Genomic DNA, 20623 nt, shown 5'->3' with positions numbered 1-20623 from the left:
CCGTCACCCGAGGATGACCGATTCCGCTCCCCCTGCGAGGAGGGCATGCCCACCACTACGGAAGACCACAGCACCTCGTACGCGCGCACCGACGACAGAATCGTTGTGACCCACCGGAGCCGCGACACCGGTCGGCCGCTCGTGCTCCTGGACGGCCAGGCGAACAATCACCACTGGTGGGACGGCGTGCGAGGCGACTTCGACAAGACCCACCGGACGATCACCCTCGGTTACCGCGGCACCGGCACGAGCGACAAACCGCGCGACGGCTACTCCACCCCTCGTCTCGCACAGGACGCGGTCGCCGTCCTCGACTCACTGGGGATCGAGCGAGCCGACGGCTACGGAACGTCCATGGGCGGCCAGGTCGCCCAGTGGATCGCCGTTCGCCACCCAGGCCGCGCCCTAGGGTGCACATCACCCGGCGGGCCCTACGCCGTCGAACGCGACACGTCGGTACGCCGGTCCCTCGCCCAGGCCGATCCCGAAGCCGTACGGCAGGCCCTGACCGACCTCATGTACAGCCCCGGCTGGCTCGTGAGGCACTCCGCCGGTCCCCACCACACCCTGGGCGACCCGACGATGCCTCCACTCGCCCGCTGCGGTCATCTCCTCGCCAGCGATCGGCACAACACCTGGGAAGCCCTCCCTTCCATCACAGCGCCCACCCTGATCCTCCACGCTGACCACCACCGGCTTACGCCCGCCAGAAACGTCGCCCTTCTCGCCGGCCGCATCCCCGACACCCGGACCCACCTCTTCCCCGGAGCCCGGCACACCTACTTCGAGGAAGGCCGGCCGGAGGCCGGCACCCCGGTCCGTGACTTCTTCAGCTGAGAGGTGACAGGGCGCGGCGGGCCGGCCGAGCCGGGTGATGACTCCGACTGCTTCCTGCTCTCGCGCCCTCTATGCGCTGCAGACATGACCCCATCAAGCATTTCTATTGTTCAGCTTGCTGCATCACTGCTCATGATGTGTGGCACTTAAGCCACCGAGTGGACGGAGGTCGCCACGGATGAGCCGAACCTTCCGCTGGACGAAAACACCCAGGTCGGGCCCGTCGTGACACCCGCCCAGCACTTCGAGGTGCTCGACTGCCTCCGCATCGCCCGCGAGGAAGGCGCCCGGCTCGCACTCGGCGGCTCCGCCCCCACCGCGGCAGAGTGCGGCAACGGCCGGTTCGTCGAGCCCACCGTTCTCACCGGCGTCCGCGACACCTGCACATCGCCGAGGAGGTCTTCGGCTCCGTCTCGCGGTCATCCCCTTCATCGAGGAGGACGAAGCCGGCGCCATCGCCAACGACAGCCGTGAGGGCCTGGGCGCAGGAATGTGGAGGGCCGACATCAGCTGTGCCTTCCGCTCGCGGAGCGCGTCCGCTCCGGCACTGTCTGGGTCACCGCCTATCGCGCCGTCAGCTGTCCGGTGCCCTTCGGTGGTGTTGAGGACTCCGGCGTCGGCCGCGAGAACCGTGTCGACCCGATCACGGCCCACCTCGAACAAGAGCGTCCGGACCACTACCGGCACCCCCGCGGGCAATCCCTTCACCCTGCGCTGACACCCCGTCCGAGCCGCATTCCCCCTCCCGGGCGACAAGAGCAACGGAGCTTCGCATGTCGCAGAGCCGCACCCCCGCACCACCCACGCACGACCGCAAACGCGTCACCACGAACGTCATGCGTGGCTGTCTGGGCAACCTGGTCGAGTGGTACGACTGGTTCGCCTACGCAACCTTCAGCATCTACTTCGCGTCCGTCTTCTTCCCCGAAGGGAACCAGACAGCCCAACTGCTGTCCACGGCAGTCGTATTCGCCGTTGGCTTCCTGATGCGTCCCCTCGGCGGCTGGCTGCTCGGCGCCTACGCAGACCGCTTCGGCAGGCGGCGGGCGCTGACCCTGTCGGTCACTCTGATGAGCGCCGGGTCACTGACCATCGCCCTCGCGCCCGGACACGACGCCATCGGCTTCTGGGCCCCGACCCTCCTGGTCCTGGCACGGCTGGCCCAGGGCCTGTCCGTCGGCGGCGAGTTCGGGTCGAGCGCCTCCTATCTCTCCGAAATCGCTCCCCCGGGACGGCGCGGCTTCTACTCCAGCTTCCAGTACGTGTCGATCGTCATGGGCCAGCTCGCCGCTCTGGCCGTGGCGATCGGACTGCAGAACGTGCTCAGCGAGGACCAGCTGCACAGCTGGGGCTGGCGCATCCCGTTCATGATCGGTGCGGCGGCCGGCCTGATCGTGATGTATCTGCGCCGTGCCATGGAGGAGTCGGAGCACTTCGAGAGGGAACAGGCCCGCAAGGCTGTCCAGGGCCCCGATGCCCGGGAACGCAAGGGCCTGATCGCGCTCTTCACGGAGTACCCGCGCCAGCTTCTGGCGGTGTTCGGCCTCGCTATCGGTGGCACGGTCGCCTTCTACACCTACACCACGTACTTGCAGAAGTACCTGGTGAACACAGCCGGCATACCGAAGTCCACGGTCACCGTGATCGGCTTCGCCGCACTGTTCGTCTACATGATGCTGCAGCCTGCCGTCGGCGCCCTGTCCGACCGCGTCGGCCGCCGCCCCATCATGTTCGCCTTTTCCGGCGGCTGCATGGTACTGACCGTGCCGCTGATGACGCTTCTCGGCCGGACCGGCAGCCCCTGGGTGGCCTTCCTGCTCATGACCCTCGCGCTGGCCTTCGTCACCGGCTACTCCGCGCTGGCCGCCATCATCAAGGCCGAGATGTTCCCCACCAAGGTTCGAGCCCTCGGCGTGGGCCTGCCGCACGCACTGGTCACCGCCACGTTCGGCGGCCTCACCGAGCCCGTCGCACTCGCCCTGAAGAACGCCGGGCACGAGAACCTCTTCTTCTGGTACGTCACCGGGTGCGTCGGCCTGACGTTCCTGGCCACCCTGCTGGTCAGGGAACCTTCCCGGGCCTCTCACCTCGATGCGGCCCAGTCCTCCGCCGCAGCTCCGCAGCCGTCGAAGACCGCACCGCTCTCCTGAAACACGAGGTCGCCTCCACCATGCCTTCAGCCGCCCCGCTCAGCTCCTACGTGGAGACGTGGAACCCCGGCCCCGTCACCGCGCACGACCCCATGGACCCGGCCCCCACCACCGCCGTGTCCGCCCTCCTGGACCTGCCCGGTCCGGCCGCACGGCCCGGCGATCCGCTGCCCCCGCTGTGGCAGTGGTTCCACTTCCTGCACTGGCCCGCCCAGCGCGAACTCGGCTCCGACGGTCACCTGCGCGACGCCCGGTTCCTTCCGCCCGTTCCCGACCGACAGCGCATGTTCGCCGGCGGACGCTGCGACATCATCGAACCGCTCCGCCTCGGTGAACCGGCCGAGCGCATCAGCAGTCTCGCCGCCGTCACTCCCAAGCAGGGCCGCACCGGCGAACTGCTCTTCGTGACCGAACGCCAGGAGTTCCGCCAGTCGGGCCGCCTGTGCATGGTGGAAGAACAGGACATCGTCTACCGCTCCGGGCGCAGCGGCGCCGGAGAGCACCCGTCCACCATCGACGAGCGCTCGGTCCCCGCCTCCGAGAACCCCTGGCACCTGCGCCTTAAGCCTGATCCGACTCTGCTCTTCCGCCTCAGCGCCCTGACCGCCAATGCCCACCGGATCCACTACGACGCCCCCTACTGCCGGGACACGGAGGGCTACCCCGGACTCGTCGTGCACGGCCCGCTGCTCGCCCTGCTCATGCTCGACGTGGTCCGCCGCAACGCACCCGGACGACAAGTGCGCTCGCTCTCGTTCCGACTGCGCCGGCCGGTGTTCGCCGGTGAGCACCTCGTCGCCGAGGGTACCGAGTCCGGCGGCACGGTCCGGCTCCGGGCCGCCACCCACCGGGACCCGCGGCATGCCACCGCCGAGGTGACGTTCGCATGAGCATGCCCGAGAAGTTCCGGCTCGTCGCCACCGCCCGCACCCTGCTCTTCGTTCCGGGCGACCGCCCCGACCGCTTCGACAAGGCCGTCCGTTCCGGCACCGACCTCGTCATCGTCGACCTGGAAGACGCCGTCGCCGCCGACCGGAAGGAGCAGGCCCGGCAGGCTGCCGCCGATTGGCCTGGCCTGGACGATCGGGCCGTCGTACGCCTCAACGCGCCGGGTGCCCCCTGGTTCGAGGCGGACCTCGCCATGGCCGCCGAGCGCGGCTGCACGGTGATGGTGCCGAAGGCCGAGGACCCCGCCGTGCTCGGCGAGATCGCCTCACGCACCGCTGGGCACTGCCCTCTGATTCCACTCGTCGAGACGGCACTTGGCGTCGAGCGGGCACACGAGGTGGCCTCCGTTCCGGGAGTCGTGCGACTCGCCTTCGGCAACGTCGACCTGGCCGCCCGACTCGGCGTCGCCCCCGATGACAGCCTGGCTCTGACGTACGCCCGCAGCCGGGTGGTACTCGCCTCGGCGGCAGCCGGCATCCTGCCGCCGGTGGACGGCGTCACCACCGCCGTACACGACCTGGGCGCTCTCGCCTCCGACACTGGGCACGCCCGCCGTCTGGGCTTCACTGGCAAACTGTGCATCCACCCCGCCCAGATCGGTCCGGTATCCGACGGATTCGCCCCCACCGACAGCGAAATCAGGTGGGCCAGGGCCGTCGTCGACGCCGGGGAGTCGGTCACGACCGTGGACGGCCACATGGTCGACAAGCCGGTGGTGGAGCGGGCCCGCGGCATCCTGGCCCGGGTTGCAGAGCCACACACCGCGGGCTAGACGCGCTCTCGGGCACCGATCCGCACCGGGGCCAGAACACAACGTGCGGTGCGGGAAACCGGGGTGGGCGGTGGTCGAGGCAGCGCCCCACCCCGGCGTGTGCGTCGGCCCCGTGGAGCAGCACGCGGCGTCCCGACCGGGGTTCCGGACGGACCGGTGTCAGCGTTCGTGTACGACGGCCGTGTCCAGCGGCGGCGCGACGAGTCGTTCAGCGACGCCACGGTCGTGAGGGAGTTCACGCCCGTGGGCCGGTGCCGTCGGCGGTGTCGTCTGTGTGGTTGATGACGAAGAGGAAGCGGTGGCCGTCGTCCGCGTGCCGTCGCGAGCAGGGCGTCAACGACGTCCGCGACGCCCCCGGCCTCCGTGCGGGTGGGCGACGTACCAGGCGGAGCCGTCGCCTACGTCGTGGCGGGTGACGGGCGGGCGGCCCGCCGGCGGGCCGCCCGCCCTCCCTTTCCTCACCAGCGACATCCCCTGGCGGGCGGACGAGACGACCGGAGTCGCTCGCAACGCGGCGGACCGGGTCGGCACCCGTGTGATCAGTTCAGGCGTGTTCGTGGTCTTGCCGCGGCGATCACCGCACGGAGTCGGCGGGCAGCAGAGGGTTCACCCCGGCGGGGTCGTACCGCCGGAGGGCTCGTCCGCCCCTCCTGATCGTGCGTCGGACACGGGCACCCGCCTCACGCTCACCCGTCCGGCCGGCCGCAGCGTCTCCCGTTCTGTCACGAGCTCGTCGAGGATCTCGGGGAGGGGGGCGACGCCGATGCCCGGTGCGTCCGGTACCGGGATCGTGCCGTCGTTCACCCGGAACGGCTCGGTCAGATCCTGGCGGTAGTAGCGGTCCGAGCCGGAGATGTCGGACGGCAGGGTGAAGTTGGGGAGGCCGGCCAGCGCCAGATTGGCTGCCCGCCCGATCCCCGTCTCCAGCATGCCGCCCGCCCAGACCGGCACCCCGGCCGCCGCGCAGACGTCGTGCACGCGGCGGGCTTCCAGATAGCCGCCCACCCGGCCGGGCTTGATGTTGACGACGGCGCACGCGCCGATCCGGATCGCCTCGTGCGCGGCCTGCGCGGAGACGATCGACTCGTCCAGGCAGATCGGCGTGGTCAGCGACCGGGCCAGCTCGGCGTGGCCGGTCACGTCCTCCTCCTCCAGCGGCTGCTCCAGCATCAGCAGCCCGTACGGGTCGAGCCCGGCCAGGTGCCGGGCATCGGCGCGTGTGTAGGCCGAGTTCGCGTCTGCCTGGAGGAGGATGTCGTCACCGAAATGCTTCCGCACGGCGGCGACGGGTTCGATGTCCCAGCCGGGCTCGATCTTGAGCTTGATCCGGGCGTAACCGTCGGACAGACAGCGGCCGACCGTGTTCAGCAGCTCCGGCACCGAGTCGTGGATGCCCACCGAGACGCCCGAGACGATCCGGGACTGTGTGGCGCCGAGGTGTCGGCCCAGTGGTACCCCGGCCGCCTTCAGCTCGGCGTCCAGCACCGCGGCCTCCACCGCGGCCTTCGCCATGCGGTGACCGCGCACCGGGGCGAGCGCCGAGGCCACCGCCGCCGCCGTGACGTCGCCGGAGGCGAACAGCCGCGGCAGCAGGTGGTCGGCCGTGACGCGGTGGGCCGCGCCGGCGTACTCACTGGAGTACAGGGGCTCCGCCATCGCGACGCACTCCGCCCAGCCCTCGGCCTCCGGCGTGATCACCCGTACCAGCAGCACGTCCCGGCGGGACTGGGTGCCGAACGAGGTGCGGAACGGGGAGACCAACGGCATGCCGACGCGCAGCAGTTCCACCGATTCGATTTTCATGCGTGCTCCTTGTGAGGTGTGGCCCCGGCAGGGCTGAGGACGTACCAGCCGTCGCCGGTGACGCCGGTCCAGCGGTGTCCGGCGTCGAGCAGTGGACTCATCGCGTCGCGCAGAGCGGGCCGCCAGACGCTGAGGAGTTCGCGGTCGCGGTGCAGCGTTCCGGGGACGCGCAGCCGGACCTCCGCCTCGACGGACGGCGCCGGGCCCCGGGGCGGCGCGGCGGCGGGCGGGTGCGGCAGAGGCGCGAGCCGGCGGGGCCGGCCGTCCTCACCGACGTCCAGGACGTGCAGCCGTTCGTGCGGCACTCGTCCGGCGGTCCGGTCCGGGCCCCCCTCGATGGTGTGGGGTGCGCCACCGGCGGGCGTGGAGCCGGCGGTCAGGTCCCAGCGCACCAGCACCCGGTCGGTCGGGACGCCCGCGTTGTAGCCGTCGTCCATGGGCCCGTAGAAGTCCGGGTGATAGGACACGCCGACCGCATGCAGACGGGCGATGTTGAAGGTGGCGTTGCGCCGGATCAGCGGGTCGAAGGTCCACGTCATCGTGGTGATGCCACGCGTGAGGCACCAGTCGCGCTGGGCCAGTTTAATGGCTGTGCCCACTCCGGTCCTGCGTGCGCCGCTGTCGACGGCGACGATGTGCGAGTGCAGGCCGCGGCGGGCCGGGTCGGCGCCGCACAGCCCCACCGCGCCACCGACCAACTGCCCGGCCGCGTAGGCGCCGAGGACCATCCCTCCGGTGCTGCTGAGTGCGCGCAGCACGGGGAAGGGCACCTGCGGTTGCCCCGTCCTCCACACCCGCATGAAGAGAGCGGTGAGGGCTTCGAGTCCGGTGCGGTCACTGATGCTCCGCACCCGTACGTCCGGGTCCATGCCCCGCAGGCTGCCCGGTCGTCGGTGCCCCTGCCTCGTCGTCCGCGTCAAGGCTCACGGTCCTGCCTTGTCGCGGACGACAGGACGCGAGGGGCGCCTACGATGCGCTCATGGATCATGGGCTCACCGCACGGCGGCTGGTGGCGGAGATGGGACCCACGCTGCTGCGGATGGCCGTCGAGGGCCCCGGCGCGGACCGGCCCCTGACCGGCGTCGTCATTCACGACCCGGCCGCGGGGGCGGAGCTGGAACGCGGGTGTGTCGTCCTGGGCGTCGGGCTGTCACCCGCCGGCCTGCGAAGTCCCGGCCGGCCCGGTGAGTCCACCGAAGGCGCGGAAGCCGGCGCCGGGTGGGACGGTCACCGCGCGGACGCGGCCACGCTGGTACGGGCCATGCAGGCGGCGGGTGCCGCGGTGCTCGCGTTGAAGGGCCCGGTGCCGGACGGGCTGGAGGACAGTCCGGTCGCCGTGGTCGAGGTCAATCCGGACGCGTCCTGGATGCACGTCGCCTCCATGATCCGGGAGCGGCTGCTGGATCACTCCCGGGACAGCCGTCGGTCGCGGGACGGCGTCGGCGGCGACCTGTTCAGCATCGCCAACACCATCGCCGAGATGCTTCAGGCGCCGGTCACCGTCGAGGACCGTTCCGCGGCCGTGCTCGCCTGGTCCACCGGGCAGCGCGGCGCCGACGAGGCGCGCGTGGAGTCGATCCTCGGCCGTGCCGTCCACCACCGCTGGCTGGACGAACTGCGCGTCCGCGGCGACTTCGCCCGCCTGCACGCCTCCAGCGGCCCGGTCCACATCGAACCTGTCGCTCCCGGCATGCTGTCGCGTGCCGCCATGGCGGTGCGGGCCGGTGCGGAAGTCGTCGGCTACGTGTGGGCGGCCGTCCCTCGGCCCCTCACCGACGACCTCGCGCGTCGGCTGGAGCAGATCGCCCCTCTCGTCGCCCTGCACCTGGTCAACACCCGGGCCTCCAGCAGCTGGGCACGGCAGCAGCGCGCCGAGCTGGCGGCAGCCGTTCTGGCGGGGGGACCGGCCGGAGCGGACGCGGCCAGACAACTGCACCTGGAGACGGGTCCGCTGTGCGTACTGGCCGCCGCACCGCCCCTCGCGGGTGCCGGGAGAAGGAGCCCTGGAGCCGACGCGGCCGCGGCAGCGGAGCGGCGCCGTTTCGAAGACGTGCTCGCCCTGCACCTGGCCGCTGTCCACCCCTCGGCCGTCACCGTGTGCGGCAACGACGCCGTGTACGCCCTGCTGGCCTGGCCCCGCTCGAGTCCGTCGCAGGCGCTGGACGGCACCCGCGGGCTGGCCCGGGACTTCTTGTCCCGCTCCCCGTTGGCCGGCGGCCATGTCGTCGCCGTCGGCGGGCCGGCCGAGTCCGCGGCGCGTGTGACGCAGGCCCGGGCCCAGGCGGATGCGGCGCTGCGAGCCCTGCGGCATCCCGCCGCCGCCAGTGGCTCCCGGGTGGCGACCCTCGACGACGTGGCGCTCACCGCCATGCTGCTGGCACTGGCCGACGCCACCGAATCCCTCGGTCTCCCCGACGCCACCGGTCCGCTGCACCGGCTCGCCGAGCACGACGGGGAGCTCGGCGTACTGACCGGGACGCTCGCGGCCTATCTCGCCTCGGCCGGTGTCGCGGACGACGCGGCGGCCCGCTTGCAGATCCACGTCAACACGCTGCGTTACCGGCTGCGGCGCATCCGCGAGGTGAGCGGGCTGGACTTCGGCGATGCGGACGCCGTGCTCCTCGCCCATCTGCAGCTCCGGCTGCGCGCGGTGCGGGCCGCCGCCCTTGACGCGGGCGACAAGTGACCGCCGGGAACTTCGTCCTGGCCTACAAGGACACCGGACATCGGGCGCGCGCAGACTGACCGGCAGGGCACCGACGCCCCGGCAAGACCGGTCCGTGGGCCGGGCCCCTGCCGGTGCCCGGCTTTCCCCGCCCGCCGGTGACGCCCCGGACGGGGCCGTTGCCGGTGCCATCGCCGGTCCTGCCAGGAGGAACCCGACTTGCCCCGAAACGAGATGCTGATCCGCGGCGGAACCGTGGCCGACGGCAGCGGGCGCGAGCCCGTGCGGGCGGACGTCCTGATCCGGGCGGGCCGGATCGCCGCCGTCGAGGCCCCGGGGGCCGTCCCGGCCGGTGACATCCCCACGGTGGACGCCACCGGCCTGGTGATCGCCCCCGGGTTCATCGACGTCCACTCCCACGCCGACAACGCGGCGCTGCTGCCCGAGGACGAGACCTCCAAGATTCTTCAGGGCGTCACCACCGAGGTCACCGGCAACTGCGGGTTCTCGCTCGCGCCGACCCGCGCCGACTCCGTGGCGGCGTTCGCCTCGTTCACCCAGCGGATCTTCCCGCCCATGGAGTTCGCCTGGTCCACGTGGGCCGAGTTCACCCAGATAGCGGACGCGCACGGCCATGTGACCAACTGGGCCCCGCTGGTCGGGCACGGCACACTGCGCATCGCCGTGCTCGGCATGGCCGACCGCACCCCGGACGCCGACGAGCTGCGTCTGATGGGCCGGGAGCTCGACCTCGCGCTGGAAGGCGGCGCCTTCGGCATGTCCAGCGGACTCGTGTACCCGCCGGCGGTCTTCAGCGAGACCGAGGAACTCGTCGCCCTGGCCCGGCACCTGGGCGCCGACGGCCTCTACACCACCCATATGCGCGGTGAGGGTGCCTCACTGCTCACCTCGATCGACGAAAGTGCCCGGATCGGCACCGAAGGCGGATGCCGGGTGCACATCTCCCACCTGAAGTCCAACGGCCGCAGCAACTGGGGCCGGATGCCGGCCGCGCTGGACCGCATCCACCAGCACGCGGAGTCCGGGCTGTCCCTCACCAAGGACATCTACCCCTACACGGCCGGCGCCACGATGCTCACCGCGCTGCTTCCGCCGCCCTTCCTCGCCGACGGCGACGAGGGTGTGCTGGCCAGGCTGGCCTCGGCCGAGCAGCGCCGCCGGCTGGCCGTGATGATGGAGTCCGGCCTGCCCGGCTGGGACAGTCACCTGCACGGCGCCGGCTGGGACGGCATCCTGGTCTCCACCACCGCAAGCCACCGCTACGAGGGCCAGACCGTCGCGGAACTGGCCCGCGCGGCGGGCGAGTTGCCGCTCGACACCTTCGTCCGCATCCTGCGCGAGGAGGAACTGCACGTCACGATGGTGCTGTTCTCCATGGACGAGCAGGACGTCCGCACGGCCTTCGCCGACGCCGACACCATGGTCGGCTCCGACGGCCTGCCCCCCGGCAATGGCGGCAAGCCCCACCCCCGGCTGTTCGGCACCTTCCCCCGGGTGCTGGCGGAGTATGTGCGGCGGCACCGGATCCTCCCGCTCGGCGAGGCCGTGCGCCGGATGACCTCACTGCCGGCCGAGGTCTTCCGCATCCCCGAGCGCGGCTCCGTCGCCAAGGGCCTGATCGCCGACCTGGTGGCCTTCGATCCGCAGACGATCGACCACGAGTGCGACTACCGCGACCCGGTCCGTCCGCCGAGCGGCATCGCCTGGGTGATGCAGGAGGGCGCCATGGTGGTCGACGGCCGGACGTACACCGGGCCTCGCCGCGGCCGGCGGCTCACACCCTCGGCCTGACCCGGCCTCGATCCGCGATCCCCCCTCCCTCCGACTCAAGCACCGAACGTCCGGAAGGTACGTCATGCCCGAACAGACTCCCCCGCCCTGGCAGTGGGACGAGCCGACCTGGCGCGGTCACGTGGACCGGGTCCGCGCCGGCCGCTCGCTGAGCCCGAGCACATGGCCGGGCGGCGCCCGGGTGGCCGTGGCGCTGTCCTTCGACTCCGACCACGAGACCATTCCGCTGCGTGATGCCGAGACGCTGCCGGGCAAGCTCGCCCAGGGCGAGTACGGCGCACGCGTCGGCGTCCCGCGCATCCTGCGGCTGCTCCAGCGGCACCAGGCGCCCGCGTCCTTCTTCGTCCCCGCCGTCTCCGCGCTGCTGCACGAGGGCGAGGCCGCCTCCTACGTGGAGCACGGCCACGAGGTCGCCCTGCACGGCTGGATCCACGAGCGCAACACCCAGATCCCCGCCGAAGCCGAACGGGAACTCACCCTGCGCGCCGCCGACACCCTCGAGCGGCTCACCGGCGCCCGGCCGGTGGGCATCCGCACGCCCTCCTGGGACTTCTCCCCGCACACCCTGGCGATCACGCGGGAGTTGGGACTGGTGTACGACTCGTCGCTGATGGCGGACGACGAGCCCTACGAACTGCTCGCCGGCGGTGAGCCCACCGGCGTGGTCGAGATCCCCGTGGAGTGGATCCGCGACGACGCCCCGTACTTCATGATGGAGCGCTTCGGCTCCCTGAGGCCGTACACGCCACCGCGCGGGGTGCTGTCCATCTGGAAGGACGAGTTCGACCAGGCGTACGCCGAAGGCGGCCTGTTCCAGCTCACCATGCATCCGCACATCATCGGCCACCGCTCGCGCATGGCGATCCTGTCCGAGCTGCTGGAGCACATCTCCGCGCGCTCCGACGTCTGGTACGCCACCCACGCACAGATCGCCGAGTACGTCCTGGACCAGGCGGCCGGCACCGCACCGCAGGAGAAGACCCCATGACCGTCACCGACAGCAGACCCGGCGGCCCACCCCGGCAGGACGACCACAGGCTCAGCCGCTCGCAGCGCAAGGCGATCGTGGCCGGCGCCGTCGGCAACACCGTCGAGTGGGTCGACTGGGCCGTCTACGCGACGTTCGCGCCGATCTTCGCCGACCGGTTCTTCCCTCCGGACAACGGGTCGGCGGCCCTGCTCGCCACCCTCGCCGTCTTCGCCGTCGGTTTCGTCATGCGCCCGATCGGCGGTGCCGTGCTCGGCGCGTACAGCGACCGCCACGGCCGTAAGAAGGGCATGACCCTCACCATCGCCCTGATGGCCGGGTCCTCCCTCGTGATCGCGGTCTGTCCGACCTATTCGGCCATCGGCGTCGCCGCCCCGCTCCTGCTGGTCCTCGCCCGGCTGGTCCAGGGCTTCTCCGCCGGCGGCGAGTTCGGTTCGTCCTCCGCCTTCCTGGTGGAGTCCGCCGCCAAGGGACGGCGCGCGTTCGCCGGGTCCTGGCAGCAGGTCTCGGTGGGCGCGGGCGCGCTGATCGCCTCGTTCCTCGGCACCGTGCTGACCTCCACCCTCGACGACGGCGCCCTGCACAGCTGGGGCTGGCGTCTGGCGTTCGCCATCGGCGCCGCACTCGGTCTCGTCGGGCTGTGGCTGCGGCACTCGGTGCCCGAGACCGAGTCGTTCATCCGCTCCGGGGCCGGGCGACGGCAGCGCGTGAACCCGGTGGTGGCGATGGTCCGCGACCACCCGGGAGCCGCTCTCCGGGTCGCCGGTATCACCGTCGCCGGCACCCTCGTCTACTACGTGTGGGTCAGCTACCTGCCGTCCTACGCCCACGTGACCACCGGCATCCCGCTCAACCAGGCGCTGCTCGCCAACACCGTGGCGATGGCCGTCTTCCTCGTCCTGCTGCCGTTCGGCGGGCTGCTGTCCGACCGGATCGGCCGCAAGCCGACCATGACCGCGTTCGCCGTCGGCTTCCTCCTCTTCGCCTGGCCCGCCTTCCACTTCCTGGCCGACAGCTTCTGGGGGCTGCTCGTCATCGAGGTCATCGGCCTGGTGCTGATGATCGGTTACTCGGCCAACTGCGCGGTCGTCATGGCGGAGCAGTTCCCGCCGGAGGTCCGCACCACCGGCATCGGTCTGCCGTACGCCCTGTCCGTCGCCCTGTTCGGCGGCACGGCCCCGTACGTGACCACCTGGATGAGCACCAACGGCCACGCTGACCTGGTCTGGGTCTACGTGGCGGCGGCCGCCCTCATCGGCGCAGCCGTCTACAGCACGATGCCGGAGACCAAGGACCGGCAGATCGCATGATCCCTGGCCGCGATCGGAGAGAGACAGCCATGGCGCCCCACACGGACACCGCCGCCCTGCTGGAGCGGGTGGCGAAGCACCACGACGAGATGCTGGAGGACCTGGCCCACTACGTGGAGCTGGAGACGCCGAGCGACGACAGGCCCCTCCTGGAGGCCGGACTGGCCCGTATCGACGCCTGGCTGCGCGAACGGCTCGGGGAACCCGCCGCGGTCGGCACCACCGGCGGGGGCGAGTACGGCGACGTACGGGTGTACGACTACCCGGGCGAGGGCACCGCGCCCGTGCTCGTCCTGGCCCACTACGACACCGTGTGGCCCCAGGGCACCCTCGCCGGCTGGCCGTTCGGCGTCGACGGCGACCGGGCCACCGGTCCCGGCATCTTCGACATGAAGGCCGGCCTGGTGCAGGCGGTGTGGGCGCTGCGCGTCCTCGCCGAGGCGGGCCTGTCCAGGCCGCCGATCCGGCTGGTTCTCAACGGGGACGAGGAGATCGGCAGCCCGGTCTCCCGGCCGGTCATCGAGGCGGCGGCCGAGGGAGCCGGGGCCGCCCTGGTCTTCGAGGCGAGCGCGGCGGGCGCGCTGAAGACCGCGCGCAAGGGCGTCGGCATCTTCCGCGTCGACGTCACCGGCGTCGAGGCCCACGCGGGCCTCGACCCGGGGCGCGGGGTCAGCGCCGTCGACGAGCTGGCCCGTATCGTCCTGACGCTGCACGGTCTGACCGACCATGAGGCCGGCACCACGGTCAACGTCGGTGTCGTGACCGGCGGGACGCGGACCAATGTCACGGCGGGCTCGGCGGTCGGGCACCTGGACGTCCGGGTGCGTACCCGGGCCGAGGCCGACCGGATCGACGCGGCACTCGCCGCCGTGGCGCCCGCGGACCCCCGGGCGACCGTCACCGTCAGCGGCGAGTGGAACCGGCCTGTCATGGAGCGCTCCGAGGGCACGGCAAAGCTGTTCGCGCTGGCCCGTGGCCTGGCGGCGGACATCGGTGTCGATCTCGCGGAGTGTGAGGTCGGCGGGGCCAGCGACGGCAATTTCGTCGCCGCGCTCGGTGTGCCGGTGCTCGACGGCTTCGGCGCCGTGGGCGACGGGGCGCACGCCCGGGGCGAGCACATCAGCCTCGGGGGGATGACCGAACGCACGGCGCTGGCCGCCGCACTGCTCCACGCGCTGACCGTGACGCGGTGACCACCGTCCCCCGCCGCATCTGACGGGGGACGCGATAACGACCGACCCCGCCGCATCTGACGGGGGACGCGGTGACAACCGGCCCCCGCCGCATCTGACGGGGGCCGAAGAGGGGCCCCGCTCGCCCCCACGGAGCGGGGCCTCTGACCGCATCGGTGGGTGGCCGGCACCTCGCCCGCCTACCTGCTCCTTCGGCCGGAGGGGGACGGCCGCCTACGGCAGTGCCCCGGCCCCCTCGCCGTGGCTGCCGTCCCGCCTGCGGACAGTGCGGCCGGGGCCCCCGCACGAGAGCGAGCGACTGCGGCAGTGCAAGGAGGAAGAGCGTCGCGGCGGCCGCCCCTCAGCACACCCCGTCCCCCGGCTTGGGGTTCCCCAGGCCGAACAGCGGTCGCAGCTTCAGGCCGGCCCAGGTGCCCAGGAGGGCCGTGGCGCCCCAGACCCAGCCGTGGAGACTGCCGGAGGCGATGCCCGCGAGGTACGCGCCGATGTTGCAGCCGCCGGCCAGGCGGGCGCCGATGCCCATCAGGACTCCGCCCAGCACCGCGGCGACCGCCGTGCGCCACGCCACGCCGCGGTGCAGCGCCCACGTGCCGCCGAGCGCCGCGGCGACCGCCGCGCCGATCATGATGCCGATGTCGGTGAGGCTGGTCCTGTCCGCGAGGACCGACCCGGCGAGCATCTCCTTGTTCCCGGGCTTCTGCCACCAGGTCCACTGCTCGGGGTGACCGCCGAGCGCTCCCACCAGCTCCGATCCCCACAGGCTGAAGGCGCTGGTGATGCCCCACGCGCCGCCGGAGACGAGCAGCACGCCCGCGCCCAGCGCGGCCAGCGCCAGCGCGCCGACGGCCAGCGGCCAGGAACCGCGCAGCACGCGGGCCACGCCGCGCGCGGAGGGCACGGCACCGAGGGGCGGCGGGTTGCGTCGGGCCTGGACACGACGGGTGATGACGACGACGGCGGCGAGCGCGAGGATCGTCACCGCCCACGAGCCGAACCAGCCGATGTGGTCGGCCATGACGACCGGCTCCAGCGCGGGCAGGTCCTTCCACAGGTCGAACTGCCAGGCGGCCAGCGTCGCACCGCCGATGAAGCCGCCGAGGGTGAGCAGGATCGACGTCTGTCCCGAGCCGACCGCGAAGAGGGTGCCGGAGGCGCAGGCGCCGCCGAGTTGCATGCCGACGGCGAAGACGAACGAGCCGATGAGCAGTCCCGCGCCCAGAGGTCCGGCCGAGGGCGCCGGCACGGAGCCGAACAGTCCGGTGCCCGTGCCGATGATCAGGGCGAACAGCGTCGTCGTGGTGCCCAGCAGCAGGGCGTGGGCCCGCAGTCCCGCGCCGTTGCCGACGGCGATCAGCTGCCGCCAGGCGGAGGTGAAGCCGAAGCGGGAGTGGAACAGGGCGACGCCGAGGCCGAGGCCGAGCAGCAGCAGGACGCCGGGCTTGGCCCCGTGGGCGGACCACACATAGGCGGTCAGTGCCGCGCCGAGCAGCCCGGACACCACGAGCGGGCCGCGGCGCACCGGCGGCGCGGGGGGCGCCGGCGGCCGTGGGACGGAGGTGGGTGACGGGGACAGCAGTGCGGCGGTCTTCGCCGCCTGGGGGGACGGGGCGATGGTCACAGGTGGACTCCGAGAGGTACGGGTCGGGGTGGGGCACGACACGTGCGGGAGGCCGGGTCGGGCGACGCCGCGGCCCGGGCGGCGGCGTGCGGCAGGGGGAACCGGCCGGTACGGCTCAGCGGCGACAGAGGCCGTCGTCGACGCACCACGCCGAGTTCGCCATCAGGGCGAGGCAGAGCAGGCGGGCGGGTGCGGACATGGCTCCAGAATATGATCCGATTTCAACACGTCAGAACCGGATCTCAGCATGTGAACGTTGCATGTGCCACACATCCGCCGCTCGAGCTCCCGGGGGCGGTGAGCTGACCGCCGGCTGACGATCACCCCGGTACGAAGCGCACCGGCGTGCCCACGACCGCCTGGGCCGCCGCCGCCAGCGCGGATTCCGCGACGACCCCGATCACCGGGTAGCCGCCCGTCGTCGGGTGGTCGTGCAGGAACACCACCGGGCGCCCGTCCGGCGGCACCTGCACCGCGCCGAGCACCATGCCCTCACTGGGCAGCTCGCCCGTCGACGCGCGCTCCAGCGGCGGCCCTTCGGTGCGCAGGCCGATGCGGTTGCTGTGCGGGGACACGCGGTACGTCGCCGAGGTGAGGGTGCGCAGCGCGGCGGGGGTGAACCAGTCGGCGCGGGGGCCGAGCCGCACCGGCAGGGTGAGTTCGGCGGGCGGCGCCGGCCAGGGCGCCACGCCGGGGAGGGCCGGCTCCCGGCCGGAGTCGCCCACCCGGAGCACGTCGCCGTCGCGCAGGGGCGACGGGCCGAGCCCGGAGAGGAGGTCCGTCGAGCGGCTGCCGAGGACCGGTTCGGCCGCGACGCCGCCGGCGACGGCCACGTACGAGCGCACGCCCGCGGTCACCCCGCCCGCGTCCAGGACCGCGCCCGCGGGCACCCGCACCGGCGCTCCCCACGGCACGGGCCGGCCGTCGACCGTCACCGGGCAGGGCGCACCGCCGACCACGACGGTGACGGCGCGGTCGGGCCGCACGGCGCAGCCGGTCAGGGTGGTCTCCAGGACGGCCGCGTCGGGCGCGTTGCCGAGCAGGCGGTTGGCGAGCCGCATCGCGGGCGCGTCCAGGGCGCCGGAGCGCGGGACTCCCAGGTGGGCGTGGCCGCGCCGGCCGGCGTCCTGCACGGCGGTCAGGGCGCCGGAGCGTACGACGGTGAGCTTGGGGGTCATGCCGCACCGCCCTGGGGGACGAAGCGCACGCGCGTTCCCGGTGTGAGCAGCGCCGGCTGCTCCCGTGTCAGGTCCCACAGCGGGGCCGGGTCCGGCATGGTGCCGATCAGCTGCCAGCCGCCGGGGGTGGCGCGCGGGTACACGGCGGTGTAGGGGCCCGCGAGCGCCAGCGCCCCGGCCGGGACCCGGGTGCGGGGCGTGTCGCGGCGCGGCACGTGCAGTTCCTCGGGCAGTCCGGTGAGGTAGCCGAACCCGGGCGCGAAGCCGCAGAAGGCGACGCGGTACGTGTACGAGGAGTGCCGGGCGGCGACCTCGCCGGGGCCGATGCCCCACCGGGCGGCCACGTCGGCCAGGTCCGGTCCGTCGTAGCGCACGGGGATCTCCACGACTCCCCCGTCGTCCTCGGTCCGCGACGGCACGTCCCACTCGGCGAGCCGGCGGGCCCACTCCTCCGGGTCCCGCACGCCGTCGAGGAGTACGGTCCGGGCCCCCGGCACGATCTCCTCGACCGGCGGCAGGGTGCCCGCCGCACGCCGTCGCAGCAGTTCGGCGAGGAGGTCGCCGGTGCGCTCGGCGTCCGGCAGTTCGACGAGCAGCGCGTGGCGCCCGGCGGGGCGCACGTCCAGCATCCGGCCGTCCGTCATGCGAAGGCCCCGACCCCGACCCCGGCCTTCTCCAGTGCCTCGCGCACCCGGGCGGCTGTCCGGGCCGCGCCCGGGGTGTCGCCGTGGACGCACAGCGAGCGGGCGGCCACCGTGACGGTCGTGCCGTCCACGGCCTCGATCGCGCCGTCCACGCCGAACGCGAGCGCGCGCCGCACCACGGTGTCCTCGTCGGTCACCACCGCGTTCGCCTCGCGGCGCGACACGAGCGTGCCCTCGGCGGTGTAGGACCGGTCCGCGAAGGCCTCCGGAACGGCGGTGAGCCCCGCGTCCTCGGCGGCGGCGAGCAGCTGCGAGCCGGGCAGACCGAGCACCGGCAGCGACCCGCCGGCCAGTCGCACGCCCGCCACGACGGCCTCGGCCTGCTCGGCGTCGTGGACGGTGCGGTTGTAGAGCGCGCCGTGCGGCTTGACGTACGCGACCTCGGCCCCGGCGGCCTCGGCGAAGACTCGCAGCGCCCCGATCTGGTAGGCCAGTTCGGCGGCGAGTTCGTCGGCGGGCACGTCCATGGCGCGCCGTCCGAAGCCGGCCAGGTCGCGGTAGGACACCTGCGCCCCGATCCGCACCCCGCGCTCGGCGGCGAGGTGGCAGACGCGGCGCATCACCGACGGGTCGCCCGCGTGGAAGCCGCAGGCGACGTTGGCGCTGGTGATGACGGAAAGGAGGGCTTCGTCGTCGGTGAGGGTCCACCGGCCGAAGCCTTCACCGAGGTCTGCGTTGAGATCGATCACGTCCGGAAACTTAGACGATCGTTGAACGATCCAACAAGGGGGTCGTTTTCGCCGCCCACAATCACGGCCTGAGATCAACCCCTTGTTCCATCGTTCAACGATCCCCTAAGGTCCGTGTATCCCTCACGGATTCCGGCATCCTGGATCCGTGCCGTCTCTGGTGCCCTGCCCCATTCGCCTGAAGAAGGCCACCGCATGATCGTTCTTCTCGGTGTGGTCGTTGTGATCCTCGGATTCGTCACACGCCGCAATCCCGCCCTCGTGGTCGGCGTCGCCGGCATCGTCACCGGTCTGCTCGGCAAGATGGACCCGCTCGAGGTCCTCGCGGCCTTCGGCCGGTCCTTCGCCGACAGCCGCTCGGTGACCGTCTTCGCCATCGTGCTGCCGGTGATCGGCCTTCTGGAGCGCTACGGCCTGCGCGAGCAGGCCCGCAGGCTCATCGGCCGCCTCGGCAAGCTGAGCGCCGGCCGCTTCCTCGCGGTCTACCTGCTCGTCCGCCAGATCACCGCGGCCTTCGGCCTCAACAACATCGGCGGTCCCGCGCAGACCGTGCGACCGCTCGTCGCACCGATGGCCGAGGCCGCCGCCGAGCGCAAGCTCAACGCCTCGCTGACCGGCCGCCTGCGCGAGAAGGTCCGCTCCTACGCGTCGTCGTCCGACACCGTGGGCCTCTTCTTCGGCGAGGACTGCTTCATCGCGATCGGCTCCATCCTCCTGATCACCGGCTTCGTGAACTCGACATACGGGCAGGAGATCGAGCCGACCGAGCTGGCCCTGTGGGCGGTCCCGCTCGCCGTCTGCGCCTTCGTCATCCACGGTGCCCGGCTGCTGCTCCTCGACAGGCAGCTGGAGCGCGAGATGGCGCTCGCCTCCGCCGAGCACGACCTGCCGCTTCCGAAGGGGGCCGACAAGTGATCAAGGTCGAGTGGCTCTACTGGCTGGTGGGCCTCGTCTTCGTCGTCATGGCCGTGCAGATGGCGGCCGACCGCACCAATCCCAAGCGGTGGACCTCGGCCGCGTTCTGGGGCCTGCTCGGGCTGACCTTCCCGTACGGCACCGGGGTCGCCGCCGTGGAGCCGGGCACCGCCGCCTGGCGGCTGCCCGCCGAACCGCTCGGTGTCGCGGTCCTCGCCCTGATCGTGCTCGCCGGGTTCAACTTCCTCGGCAAGGGCGTCCCGGTCACCACGACCGCCGAGCAGCGCGAGGCCTCCGCGGTCCGGCTCGGCAGCAAGATCTTCATCCCCGCCCTGACGATCCCGTTCGTCGCCATCGTCTGCGCCTCCGTGCTCGACGAGTCCGGCCTGTTCGAGACGGGCAAGGCCACGCTCCTCGGGCTCGGCCTCGGATGCGTCGTCGCGCTGGTCGTCGGCATGCTGGTCACCGGCGAGAAGAAGGTCTCCGTCCCGCTCCACTCGGGCCGCTCCATGCTGGAGGCGATGGGCTCGGCCCTGCTGCTCCCCCAGCTCCTGGCGGTGCTCGGCTCCATCTTCGCGCTGGCCGGCGTCGGCACCCAGGTCGGCGAGATCGTGAACACCCTGCTGCCGGAGAACTCGAAGTACCTCGCCGTGATCGCGTACTGCGTCGGCATGTTCCTGTTCACCGTGATCGTGGGCAACGCCTTCGCCGCCTTCCCCGTGATGACCGCGGCGATCGGCTGGCCCGTCCTCATCGAGCAGATGAACGGCAACGCGCCGGCCGTGCTCGCGATCGGCATGCTGGCCGGTTTCTGCGGCACGCTCTGCACGCCGATGGCCGCCAACTTCAACATCGTGCCGGCCACGCTGCTCGAGCTGAAGGACCAGTACGGACCGATCAAGGCACAGATCCCGACGGCGCTCGCGCTGCTCGTCTGCTGCACCGTGATCATGGCGCTCTTCGCCTTCTGAACCACCGTCACCCCTCGCCCCCCCGGACGGCCCTGCCCCGGTCGCAGCGCCGTCCCACCCGTAAAGGAAG

17 protein-coding genes and 1 pseudogene are annotated in these 20623 nt (G+C 72.4%); 12 read left to right on the top strand and 6 right to left on the bottom strand.

Annotated elements, in window-relative coordinates:
- Positions 1-45: 45 nt before the first annotated feature.
- The 5 genes and pseudogenes from ACQY0Z_RS28390 (at position 46) to ACQY0Z_RS28370 (ending at position 4707) form a co-directional block, all read left to right on the top strand.
- Positions 46-837, top strand: coding sequence for an alpha/beta fold hydrolase (locus tag ACQY0Z_RS28390; RefSeq protein WP_439813034.1), 792 nt, complete (start codon positions 46-48; stop codon positions 835-837).
- Positions 838-1329: 492 nt separating this feature from the next.
- Positions 1330-1434 (top strand): annotated as a pseudogene (locus ACQY0Z_RS28385) (hypothetical protein); the annotation flags it as partial.
- Between the two features lie 176 nt (positions 1435-1610).
- Complete coding sequence (locus tag ACQY0Z_RS28380) at positions 1611-2987, top strand: MFS transporter (RefSeq protein WP_189907078.1); 1377 nt, start codon at positions 1611-1613, stop codon at positions 2985-2987.
- A 20-nt stretch (positions 2988-3007) separates the two neighbouring features.
- Positions 3008-3877, top strand: coding sequence for a hypothetical protein (locus ACQY0Z_RS28375; protein WP_254586294.1), 870 nt, complete (start codon positions 3008-3010; stop codon positions 3875-3877).
- Positions 3874-4707: an HpcH/HpaI aldolase/citrate lyase family protein gene (locus ACQY0Z_RS28370; protein WP_254586295.1), complete on the top strand. Its 834-nt coding sequence runs from the start codon at positions 3874-3876 to the stop codon at positions 4705-4707. The genes ACQY0Z_RS28375 and ACQY0Z_RS28370 overlap by 4 nt, the downstream gene beginning before the upstream one ends.
- Positions 4708-5313: 606 nt before the next feature.
- Here ACQY0Z_RS28370 and menC read toward each other — a convergent pair.
- Both menC and ACQY0Z_RS28360 read right to left on the bottom strand, forming a co-directional pair.
- Positions 5314-6510, bottom strand: a complete 1197-nt coding sequence (menC, locus tag ACQY0Z_RS28365; protein WP_381727016.1) for an o-succinylbenzoate synthase — start codon at positions 6508-6510, stop codon at positions 5314-5316.
- Entirely contained in the window at positions 6507-7379 is an 873-nt protein-coding gene (locus ACQY0Z_RS28360) for a GNAT family N-acetyltransferase (protein WP_439813033.1), read from the bottom strand. Before ACQY0Z_RS28360 ends, menC begins: the two co-directional genes overlap by 4 nt.
- Before the next feature lie 110 nt (positions 7380-7489).
- On the opposite strand from ACQY0Z_RS28360, the gene ACQY0Z_RS28355 reads away from it, so the two are divergent.
- The 5 genes from ACQY0Z_RS28355 to ACQY0Z_RS28335 all read left to right on the top strand — a co-directional run bounded on the left by ACQY0Z_RS28355 (position 7490) and on the right by ACQY0Z_RS28335 (position 14478).
- Positions 7490-9196, top strand: coding sequence for a PucR family transcriptional regulator (locus tag ACQY0Z_RS28355; protein ID WP_439813032.1), 1707 nt, complete (start codon positions 7490-7492; stop codon positions 9194-9196).
- Positions 9197-9394: 198 nt separating this feature from the next.
- Complete coding sequence (locus tag ACQY0Z_RS28350) at positions 9395-10987, top strand: N-acyl-D-amino-acid deacylase family protein (protein WP_347225250.1); 1593 nt, start codon at positions 9395-9397, stop codon at positions 10985-10987.
- A gap of 64 nt (positions 10988-11051) precedes the next feature.
- Positions 11052-11975 carry a polysaccharide deacetylase family protein gene (locus ACQY0Z_RS28345; RefSeq protein ID WP_381727020.1) on the top strand — a complete coding sequence of 308 codons (924 nt, stop codon included), beginning with the start codon at positions 11052-11054 and terminating at the stop codon, positions 11973-11975.
- Positions 11972-13285: an MFS transporter gene (locus tag ACQY0Z_RS28340; protein ID WP_254586301.1), complete on the top strand. Its 1314-nt coding sequence runs from the start codon at positions 11972-11974 to the stop codon at positions 13283-13285. The genes ACQY0Z_RS28345 and ACQY0Z_RS28340 overlap by 4 nt, the downstream gene beginning before the upstream one ends.
- A 29-nt stretch (positions 13286-13314) precedes the next feature.
- Positions 13315-14478: a M20 family metallopeptidase gene (locus ACQY0Z_RS28335; protein ID WP_381727023.1), complete on the top strand. Its 1164-nt coding sequence runs from the start codon at positions 13315-13317 to the stop codon at positions 14476-14478.
- A 340-nt stretch (positions 14479-14818) separates the two neighbouring features.
- On the opposite strand, the gene ACQY0Z_RS28330 is transcribed toward ACQY0Z_RS28335, so the two are convergent.
- The 4 genes from ACQY0Z_RS28330 to ACQY0Z_RS28315 form a co-directional block, all read right to left on the bottom strand.
- On the bottom strand, positions 14819-16096 hold the full coding sequence (locus ACQY0Z_RS28330; RefSeq protein ID WP_439813031.1) for a YeeE/YedE family protein: 1278 nt from the start codon (positions 16094-16096) through the stop codon (positions 14819-14821).
- Between the two features lie 320 nt (positions 16097-16416).
- Entirely contained in the window at positions 16417-17274 is an 858-nt protein-coding gene (locus ACQY0Z_RS28325; RefSeq protein ID WP_439813030.1) for a biotin-dependent carboxyltransferase family protein, read from the bottom strand.
- Positions 17271-17918 (bottom strand): 5-oxoprolinase subunit B family protein, encoded by a 648-nt coding sequence (locus ACQY0Z_RS28320; protein WP_347225253.1) that lies wholly within the window; start codon positions 17916-17918, stop codon positions 17271-17273. The genes ACQY0Z_RS28325 and ACQY0Z_RS28320 overlap by 4 nt, the downstream gene beginning before the upstream one ends.
- Positions 17915-18667, bottom strand: a complete 753-nt coding sequence (locus tag ACQY0Z_RS28315; RefSeq protein ID WP_347225254.1) for a LamB/YcsF family protein — start codon at positions 18665-18667, stop codon at positions 17915-17917. The genes ACQY0Z_RS28320 and ACQY0Z_RS28315 overlap by 4 nt, the downstream gene beginning before the upstream one ends.
- A 195-nt stretch (positions 18668-18862) precedes the next feature.
- On the opposite strand from ACQY0Z_RS28315, the gene ACQY0Z_RS28310 reads away from it, so the two are divergent.
- Together ACQY0Z_RS28310 and ACQY0Z_RS28305 are read left to right on the top strand one after the other, a co-directional pair.
- Positions 18863-19582 carry a DUF969 domain-containing protein gene (locus tag ACQY0Z_RS28310; protein ID WP_189903100.1) on the top strand — a complete coding sequence of 240 codons (720 nt, stop codon included), beginning with the start codon at positions 18863-18865 and terminating at the stop codon, positions 19580-19582.
- Entirely contained in the window at positions 19579-20553 is a 975-nt protein-coding gene (locus ACQY0Z_RS28305) for a DUF979 domain-containing protein (RefSeq protein WP_189903098.1), read from the top strand. Before ACQY0Z_RS28310 ends, ACQY0Z_RS28305 begins: the two co-directional genes overlap by 4 nt.
- Positions 20554-20623: the final 70 nt, after the last annotated feature.

The organism is Streptomyces sp. P9-2 (assembly GCF_051903975.1).
GTDB classification, from domain to species: Bacteria; Actinomycetota; Actinomycetes; order Streptomycetales; family Streptomycetaceae; genus Streptomyces; species Streptomyces cellulosae.
Note: the sequence above shows the minus strand (reverse complement) of the source record. Positions and strands in the feature narration are given on the sequence as shown.

What these genes read in the sequence shown, in the direction of transcription:
- ACQY0Z_RS28310 (WP_189903100.1), top strand. Translation starts at nt 18,863, where the DNA reads ATGATCGTTCTTCTCGGTGTGGTCGTTGTGATCCTCGGATTCGTCACA.
- ACQY0Z_RS28390 (WP_439813034.1), top strand. Translation starts at nt 46, where the DNA reads ATGCCCACCACTACGGAAGACCACAGCACCTCGTACGCGCGCACCGAC.
- ACQY0Z_RS28335 (WP_381727023.1), top strand. Translation starts at nt 13,315, where the DNA reads ATGGCGCCCCACACGGACACCGCCGCCCTGCTGGAGCGGGTGGCGAAG.
- ACQY0Z_RS28370 (WP_254586295.1), top strand. Translation starts at nt 3,874, where the DNA reads ATGAGCATGCCCGAGAAGTTCCGGCTCGTCGCCACCGCCCGCACCCTG.
- ACQY0Z_RS28320 (WP_347225253.1), bottom strand. Translation starts at nt 17,918, where the DNA reads ATGACGGACGGCCGGATGCTGGACGTGCGCCCCGCCGGGCGCCACGCG.
- ACQY0Z_RS28375 (WP_254586294.1), top strand. Translation starts at nt 3,008, where the DNA reads ATGCCTTCAGCCGCCCCGCTCAGCTCCTACGTGGAGACGTGGAACCCC.
- ACQY0Z_RS28380 (WP_189907078.1), top strand. Translation starts at nt 1,611, where the DNA reads ATGTCGCAGAGCCGCACCCCCGCACCACCCACGCACGACCGCAAACGC.
- ACQY0Z_RS28340 (WP_254586301.1), top strand. Translation starts at nt 11,972, where the DNA reads ATGACCGTCACCGACAGCAGACCCGGCGGCCCACCCCGGCAGGACGAC.
- ACQY0Z_RS28355 (WP_439813032.1), top strand. Translation starts at nt 7,490, where the DNA reads ATGGATCATGGGCTCACCGCACGGCGGCTGGTGGCGGAGATGGGACCC.
- menC (WP_381727016.1), bottom strand. Translation starts at nt 6,510, where the DNA reads ATGAAAATCGAATCGGTGGAACTGCTGCGCGTCGGCATGCCGTTGGTC.
- ACQY0Z_RS28360 (WP_439813033.1), bottom strand. Translation starts at nt 7,379, where the DNA reads ATGGACCCGGACGTACGGGTGCGGAGCATCAGTGACCGCACCGGACTC.
- ACQY0Z_RS28345 (WP_381727020.1), top strand. Translation starts at nt 11,052, where the DNA reads ATGCCCGAACAGACTCCCCCGCCCTGGCAGTGGGACGAGCCGACCTGG.
- ACQY0Z_RS28325 (WP_439813030.1), bottom strand. Translation starts at nt 17,274, where the DNA reads ATGACCCCCAAGCTCACCGTCGTACGCTCCGGCGCCCTGACCGCCGTG.